Genomic DNA, 7,323 nt, shown 5'->3' with positions numbered 1-7,323 from the left:
CAGCATCCACAGGAACACCTGCCCGGCGACACTGCGCACCCACAGCCGCGAGCGCAGCCGACCCCGGGCGGACCGGTGTTCCCCCGGTCCGCCCGGTGTCGTGTTCCCAAGGGCGTGGCTGTCCATCTCATGCATCCAGGCCGTCCGCGCGCATCCGGATCTTGAGGCATCCACGCTGCCACCCAGCCGCACAATATGCATGCGCGAATCACCGGAGGGCCGGGCAGAACGTCAGGCAGGTCGGCGCCCTGGAGCCGGCGGCCAAGGTGAGGGCTCCCCCGTCGTCCCTGCCCTGCTCCGCTCGTCCGCGCAGTCCCGCGCCGGCTCCCACCAAGGCGATCGTCAAGCACTGCGGCGCCGACAGCCTCCGCGCGGTGAACCGATTCCCGATGGGGCTTCGACACCGGCGACGGTTCCACAAGAGCCAACCCGAACGAGAACGACATCCGGCTCCGTTCTCGAACCGCCTGGCAAGTCAACGCAGTACTGACGTCGGCACCGCTTGGCCGCTCGCCCGACGGTGCGCTCGGGAGAGCCGGGGGCCGTTCGGCCGGGCGGCCACCGCAGCGACTTCACCCGCCGAGGTAGTACGAGCACGGGAAGGGCCCGACCGACCGGCCGGATCCGACGAGCGTCACCTGTACGTCGTTCGGCCGAACGCCGTCGGCCAGTAGCGACTGGGCCCGAGCGAGGCTGCACACCAGTTGGCCGTTCGCCTTCTGGTCGCGCCCCGGCTCGAAGGAGATCCCAGGCGCGCGGACGGTCACCTGCCGCCCGTCGCCCTTGGCCGTGTACGGGCCGGCCCACACCACAGTGGTGAGTCCGGCGCGTTGCTCCGCGGGGGAAGGCCCTTCGGCGAGCAGCTTGAACACGTCATCGAGCTGCTGCACCCGGACGCCGGGCCGGGCCACCCCGCGCAATCCGTCGTCGCCGACGAAGTAGAGGCGTAGCCCCGTGGTCAGGCCGGAGGCCGCCGGGCCGCCGTCCAGCACTCCGGTGGGCGGGACCCCGGTGGACGGTATGCCGCATCCGGCGAGCAGGAGCAGCGCCCCTGCGGTGAGCGCGGCCCGGATTCGGCATGATCCGCTCATTCGGCGGTTCCCGTACGGGGCAGGCGCAGGATGAAGACCGCGCCGCCGTCCGGGGCGTTGGACACCTCGATCGTGCCGCCGTGCAGCCGCGCGTTCTCCAGTGCGATCGCCATGCCGAGACCGCTTCCCTGTGACCGGGTGCGGGCCGAATCCGCTTTGTAGAAGCGGTCGAAGACGTGCGGGAGAACGTCGGGTGCCAGCCCGGGGCCGTGATCCCGGACCGACAGCGTCACCTCGCCGCCGTCGGAGGTCAGCACCAGCTCGACCGGCGGTGCGCCGTGCCGTAGTGCGTTGCCGACCAGGTTCGCCACCACCAGGTCGATCCGCCGCCGGTCGACCACCGCCCGTGCGTCGGAAGGGAGTTCGGTGTGGACCTCGGGGGTCCAGCCGCGCAGTGCCAGCGAGGCGCGCACGGCGGCGGCCAGGTCGGTCTCCGTCGCGTTCAGTCGGGCCGCTTTGGCGTCGAACCGGGAGATCTCCATCAGATCCTCCACCAGCCGGGCAAGCCGCGCGGTCTCCGCGCTCACTGTCCGGGCCGCCGTCGCGGCGTCCGGCGGCAGGTGTCCCGCGGCCGCTTCCTCGTCCAGTACCGTCGTCACCATCGTCATCGCCGCCAGTGGGGTGCGCAGTTCGTGCGAGACGTCCGCGACGAAGCGCCGGGCTTTGGCCTCCTGTTCGCGCAGCTCCCGGTCCGAGGCCTGGAGCGCGCTCGCGGTGGCGTTGAACGTCCTTGCCAGATCTGCGAGTTCATCCCTGCCCTGGACCACCGCGCGGCTGGTGAGCCGGCCGGTCGCCAGGTCTCGGGTGGCGCGCGAGAGAACGCGCACCGGCCGCAGTACGGTCCGGGCCGCCAGCAGCGCCAGGGCCACCGCTACCAGCAGGGCCGGCCACAGGCCCCGGCTGACGTTCCTCAGGAGTGCGGCCGTGTCGTCCCGTTCGGCCCGCAGCGAGGTGATCGCGAACGCCTCCAGACCGGATGCCCGTCCGTCCTCGGTGAAGGTGACCGGTGTGCCGACCACCAGGTACGGCTCGCCCTGCCGGCTGGTCCGCTGGAGCTTCAGCTTCGCGCCCTCGTGAACCGCGGTCCGCAGTTCCGGGGGGATCCGCGACGGGTCGGTCCGCGTGTCCGAGGTCCCGGTCAGTTCCCCGTACACCGCCACCACCTTCGTCCCGCCTCGCAGTCCCTGCGCCACCCGGTCGGCGAACACGGTGAGTGAGGATTGGTCCGGCGGCACGTCGAACTCCGCTGCGACCTCGCTCACCCGTGAGCGGAAGTCCGCCGTCGTGGTGTCCTGAGCGCGTTGCAGTACGGCGGTACGCGCGTCGCGGTACGCCAGCGCGGTCGCCGTGGCCGCGCTGCCCAGCGCGATGAGCACGAAGGCGGCCAGCAGCCTGGTCCGCAGGCCCGCGAACACCCTCACAGCGGTCCGAAACGGTAGCCGAAGCCCCGGACCGTCTGGATGTAGCGCGGTCTCGCCGGGACGTCCTCGATCTTGACCCGTAGCCGTGCCACGGCCGCGTCCACCAGACGCGAGTCGCCCAGGAAGCCGTGCTCCCACACGGATTCGAGCAACTGCTCCCGGCTGAACACCTGGCCCGCCGACGCCGAGAGCTGCAGCAGCAGCCGCAGTTCGACGGGCGGCAGGGCGATCGGCGCGCCGTACTTGGTGACGGTCAGCGCGGCGCGGTCGAGGCCCAGGCCCGCGTGCTCCTCGACACGGGGCCGCTGCCCGGTCCGGAGCGCGGGATCGGCCCGCCGCAGCGCCGCCCTGATCCGGGCCTCCAGCACCGGGGCCGTTACCGGCTTGACCACGTAGTCGTCGGCGCCCGCCTCCAGGCCGGTCACCACGTCGTGGTCGTCGCCGCGCGCGGTCAGCATGATCAGCGGCATGGTGGATCGCGCCCGGATCCGCCGGCAGACCTCGAAGCCGTCGAATCCGGGGAGCATGAGGTCCACCACTGCCAGCTCTATTCGCCCGCCGTCCGGCCCGTCCAGCAGTGCGAGGGCCTCCTCGCCACTGGCCGCGACATCGACCTCGTACCGGTGGCGGCGCAGGACGAGCTCCATTCCGTCGCGTACGGAGGCGTCGTCCTCGATCAGCAGAACATGCGGCATGGTGACGATTATGGGTGAGATTTGTCCGCTTCAGTGCCGGTCCGGGCAGCCGATCGAAGCTCGTCAGGCATTGTTACCTTCCCATCATGTGCTCATGCATGGCTCACCATGTGCCACGCCGACAGTGGTCGCCATGAACACGAGAAGCATCCGGCCGCGTCTGGCCGTCCTCGCCGTCCTCCCCGTCCTCGCCCTCGTAGCCGCCTGCGGCGAGGGGGGCGGCGGCAAGGCGGACGGCATCGCCGAGGCCCCGGAGACCACCACCGCCTCCGCCGGCAGCCCGGCGCCGACGACCGCCGGGCCCGGCAACGGCGGCAAGAGCGCCTTCTACGACGCCCAGCTGACCTACGTCCGGTGCATGCGCACCAAGGGCGGGGTCAAGGAGTTCCCCGATCCCAAGCTCAGCGGCCACCTGGACTGGAGCAGGATCGCCGAGATCGCCGACCCGAGCGGCCACGGGGAGGAGCAGAAGGGTGGCAGGAACGGCGTCTGCGCGCCCGAGATGATGGCCGCGATGAACCTGGAGCCCAAGCGGGACGCCCAGAAGGACTTCGAGTCGATGCTCGCGCACGCCAAGTGCATGCGCGAGAACGGCGTGTCCCGGTTCACCAACCCGACCATGTCCCACGGCAACGTCCTGCCCGGCGGCGAACCCGATCCGGTCAACCCCTCGCTCGATCGCGGCTCCGCCGCCTACAAGCAAGCCCGCCAGGCCTGCAAGGACAAGCTGCTCGACGGCTTGGACGGCATGCAGTGAAGCGCTCCAGAGGGCTCCTGCTCGCCACGGTCGCGACCACGGCCGCACTGGCCGGTGTGGTGGCGGTGGGCGCCGGAACGACCGGCCACCGAACCACCGGCACGGGTACCGGGAAGGACCGGTTGCCGCCCGCCACCACAGAGATCACCCGTACCGACCTCGTCCGCAGCAAGAACGTCGACGGGCAGCTGGACTTCGCCGGGCGGCGGACGGTGAAGGCGGCCGTCGAGGGCACCGTCACCGTCGCGGCGAAGCCCGGCAGCACGGTCAGCGCGGGCCAGGAGCTGTACCGGCTCGACGACCGGCCGGTCACCCTGCTGTACGGACAGGTGCCGATGTACCGCGATCTGAAGACGGGCGACAGCGGTTCGGATGTGCTCCAGCTGGAACGCAACCTGCGCGACCTGGGCTTCGGGGCCGGCCTCCACATCGACGTCCACTTCGACCAGGCCACCGAGGCGGCCGTCAAACGCTGGCAGAAGTCGCTGAACCGCGAGACGACCGGCACGGTCGGCAGAGGAGACGTGGTCTTCCAGCCCGAACGGCTCAAGGTGGTCACGGCCGACGCGGCGCTCGCCGACCGGGTCGGCCCGGACAAGGCGATCCTCACCGTCGCGTCCGTCCGGCCCGTCGTGCGAGCCCGGCTCGACCAGGGCGACGCCCCGCTGACCGCCCCCGACACCAGGGTCGAGGTCACCCTGGCAGACGGAACCACACTCCCGGGCAAGGTCTCCGGAACGGTCCGCCCCGAGACCGCCGAGCCCTCCGCTCCGGGCAGGAACGGTGACGGGATCACCGTCGAGATCACCCTGGACGGCTCGCCCAGTACGTCCGAGGGCGGGCCGGCGACGGCCACGGCGACGGTGAAGTTCGTCAGCGAGGCGCACCGGGACGTCCTCACCGTTCCCGTCGAAGCGGTCGTCGCCCTGCGCGGGGAGAACGGCGGCTACGGACTCCAGGTGGTCCAGGGCGACACCGTGAGGACCGTACGGGTCACCACCGGGATGACCGCCGACGGCCGGATCGAGGTCCAGGGCGAGGAACTCCGGGCGGGCATGAAGGTCGGGGTGGCGAAGCAGTGACCCCACCCCAGGCCGAAACGGTGACCCTGCCCCCGACCACCCCCGTGGTCGAACTGATGGGCGCGGTCCGGACCTACCCCGGCGAGGTGCACGCCCTGCGCGGTGTCGACCTCAGGATCGACCAGGGCGAACTCGTCGCGATCGTGGGGCCCTCCGGTTCCGGGAAGTCCACCCTCCTCAACCTGATCGGCACCCTCGACCGTCCGACCTCCGGCACCGTACGGGTCGCCGGGCAGGAGGTCGCCGCACTCTCCGACAGCCGGCTCTCGGCGCTGCGTGCCCGCCGGATCGGCTTCGTCTTCCAGCACTTCCACCTGGCGGCCGGGCGAAACGCGGTGGACAACGTCGCCGACGGGCTGCTCTACACGGGAGTTCCGCTACGGGAACGGCGCGCTCGGGCCCGGGCCGCGCTGGAACGAGTACGCCTGGGACACCGGCTGGACCACCGCCCCCACCAGCTCTCCGGCGGAGAGAAGCAGCGGGTGGCCATCGCCCGTGCGGTGGTCGGCGAACCCGCGCTACTGCTCGCCGACGAGCCGACCGGTGCGCTGGACACGGCGTCGGGCGAGCTCGTCATGGAGCTCATCCACGAGCTCAACGCGGCCGGAACGACGATCTGCGTGATCACCCACGACAACGAGATCGCCGCGTCGCTGCCACGGCGGATCCGCTTCCGCGACGGTGAGATCGTCGCCGACGAGCGGGGAGCCACCCGGTGAACGCGCTCGACATCCTCCGGGTCGGGGCCGTCGGTCTGCGCGCCCGGCGTGCCCGGGTCGTGCTCTCCGCGCTCGGTATCGCCATCGGCATCGCGACCATGGTCGCCGTGGTCGGTCTGTCCACCTCCAGCCGCGCCGACCTGATGGAACGGCTCGACCGGCTGGGCACCAACCTGCTCACCGCCGAGGCCGGGAAGGACGCGCTCGGCCAGGAGGTGAAACTCCCGAAGACGGCCACCGCCATGGTCGAGCGGATCGGTGCGGTCCAGCACGCGACCGCGACCGCCGACCTCGACGTCCGTATCCGCCGCAGCGCGGTCGTCCCCGAGGAGCAGACCGCAGGGGTCACCGCCCAGGCCGCCCGTACCGATCTGCTGGAGGCCCTCGGCGCCCGCACAGCCCGGGGCGTCTGGCTCGACGGCGCCGGTGAAGGGCTGCCGGTCACCGTGCTGGGTGCGATCGCCGCCGAACGACTGGGAATCACCGCCCCCGGCGAGACGATCATGATGAACGACCGGCAGTTCGTCATCGTCGGTATCCTCGAACCCGTCGAGCTGGTCCCGACCCTCGACCGGGTCGCGCTCGTCGGATTCCCCACCGCCGAACGGTACTTCGGCTTCGACGGCCACCCCACCACGGTCTTCGAACGCTCCAGCGACGCCTCGGTGGAGGCGGTACGCGCGGTGCTCGCCCGTACCGTCAACCCCGGCAACGAGGGCACGGTCAGGGTCTCCCGCCCCTCTGACGCGCTCGCCGCGAAGGCCGCCGCCGACAAGGGCCTGACCACCCTCATGCTGGGACTGGGCACGGTGGCGCTGCTGGTCGGTGGGGTCGGCATCGCCAACACCATGGTGATCTCGGTACTCGAACGCCGGGCCGAGATCGGCCTGCGTCGCTCACTGGGCGCGACCCGCGGCCACATCCGCCTCCAGTTCCTCACCGAGGCGCTGCTGCTGTCAGCTATGGGCGGGGCAGCGGGCACGGTTCTCGGCGCACTGGCCACGGCCGGCTTCGCGACGGCCCAGGGATGGACCACGGTGATCCCGCTGTGGGCACCCGTCGGAGGGCTCGGCGCGACCCTGCTCATCGGGCTCCTGGCAGGCCTCTACCCGGCCGACCGCGCCGCCCGGCTGCACCCGACCGAAGCCCTGTCGGCGGCGGGCTGACCACCCGTCACCTCAGCCGCGCCGGTCCAGCCGCAACGCCAGAGCGGGGCACTGGCTCACCACCCGGCGCGCAGCGTGCTGCTGCCACGGCGCGACGGGCATCGAGGTCGACGCGGGGTAGCCGTGCGGGCCGAGCCGAACCAGCCCGGGCGCCACGACGGCACACAGGCCGTGCCCTGCGCACCGGGACCAGTCCACCTCCAGTCGCGGCCCGAGGAGACGCCACGGCCGGAGAGCTTGTCCTCGTTCGGCAGGCCGAGCTTGCGGTGCTGGGAGCCGGTGGTGACGATCACGGCACGCGCCTTGTGCACGTTGCCCTCGGAGTCGGTGACGGTCTTGATGTCACCGGTGAGGTCGACCGCGACGATGTCGTCGGGGATCAGCTCGGCGCC

The 7,323-nt window shown here is 71.7% G+C and carries 8 protein-coding genes and 1 pseudogene; 4 read left to right on the top strand and 5 right to left on the bottom strand.

The features are described from left to right. Positions 1–572 precede the first annotated feature (572 nt). Genes ACFU7Y_RS36065 through ACFU7Y_RS36055 form a run of 3 tightly spaced genes read right to left on the bottom strand, consistent with a single transcriptional unit; the run spans position 573 to position 3,207 of the window. Positions 573–1,091 carry a hypothetical protein gene (locus ACFU7Y_RS36065; RefSeq protein ID WP_224276444.1) on the bottom strand — a complete coding sequence of 173 codons (519 nt, stop codon included), beginning with the start codon at positions 1,089–1,091 and terminating at the stop codon, positions 573–575. Beyond that, positions 1,088–2,512, bottom strand: a complete 1,425-nt coding sequence (locus tag ACFU7Y_RS36060; protein ID WP_224276442.1) for a HAMP domain-containing sensor histidine kinase — start codon at positions 2,510–2,512, stop codon at positions 1,088–1,090. The genes ACFU7Y_RS36065 and ACFU7Y_RS36060 overlap by 4 nt, the downstream gene beginning before the upstream one ends. Next, entirely contained in the window at positions 2,509–3,207 is a 699-nt protein-coding gene (locus ACFU7Y_RS36055) for a response regulator transcription factor (RefSeq protein ID WP_224276440.1), read from the bottom strand. The genes ACFU7Y_RS36060 and ACFU7Y_RS36055 overlap by 4 nt, the downstream gene beginning before the upstream one ends. 133 nt (positions 3,208–3,340) lie before the next feature. Here ACFU7Y_RS36055 and ACFU7Y_RS36050 point away from each other — a divergent pair, with 133 nt between their 5' ends. The 4 genes from ACFU7Y_RS36050 to ACFU7Y_RS36035 are packed head-to-tail and all read left to right on the top strand — an operon-like array spanning position 3,341 to position 6,931. After that, positions 3,341–3,964 (top strand): hypothetical protein, encoded by a 624-nt coding sequence (locus tag ACFU7Y_RS36050; protein WP_224276438.1) that lies wholly within the window; start codon positions 3,341–3,343, stop codon positions 3,962–3,964. Continuing rightward, on the top strand, positions 3,961–5,046 hold the full coding sequence (locus ACFU7Y_RS36045; RefSeq protein ID WP_224276436.1) for a peptidoglycan-binding protein: 1,086 nt from the start codon (positions 3,961–3,963) through the stop codon (positions 5,044–5,046). The genes ACFU7Y_RS36050 and ACFU7Y_RS36045 overlap by 4 nt, the downstream gene beginning before the upstream one ends. A gap of 56 nt (positions 5,047–5,102) precedes the next feature. Continuing rightward, on the top strand, positions 5,103–5,765 hold the full coding sequence (locus tag ACFU7Y_RS36040; RefSeq protein WP_224276446.1) for an ABC transporter ATP-binding protein: 663 nt from the start codon (positions 5,103–5,105) through the stop codon (positions 5,763–5,765). After that, complete coding sequence (locus ACFU7Y_RS36035) at positions 5,762–6,931, top strand: ABC transporter permease (protein WP_380770883.1); 1,170 nt, start codon at positions 5,762–5,764, stop codon at positions 6,929–6,931. The genes ACFU7Y_RS36040 and ACFU7Y_RS36035 overlap by 4 nt, the downstream gene beginning before the upstream one ends. Positions 6,932–6,943: 12 nt before the next feature. Here ACFU7Y_RS36035 and ACFU7Y_RS36030 read toward each other — a convergent pair whose 3' ends face one another. Both ACFU7Y_RS36030 and ACFU7Y_RS36025 read right to left on the bottom strand, forming a co-directional pair. After that, positions 6,944–7,087, bottom strand: coding sequence for a hypothetical protein (locus tag ACFU7Y_RS36030; RefSeq protein WP_374119914.1), 144 nt, complete (start codon positions 7,085–7,087; stop codon positions 6,944–6,946). 59 nt (positions 7,088–7,146) lie between these two features. Then, a pseudogene (locus ACFU7Y_RS36025) lies at positions 7,147–7,323 on the bottom strand (thioredoxin-disulfide reductase); the annotation flags it as partial.

The sequence above is a fragment of the Kitasatospora sp. NPDC057542 genome (assembly GCF_042801945.1).
Lineage (GTDB): Bacteria > Actinomycetota > Actinomycetes > Streptomycetales > Streptomycetaceae > Kitasatospora.
Note: the sequence above shows the minus strand (reverse complement) of the source record. Positions and strands in the feature narration are given on the sequence as shown.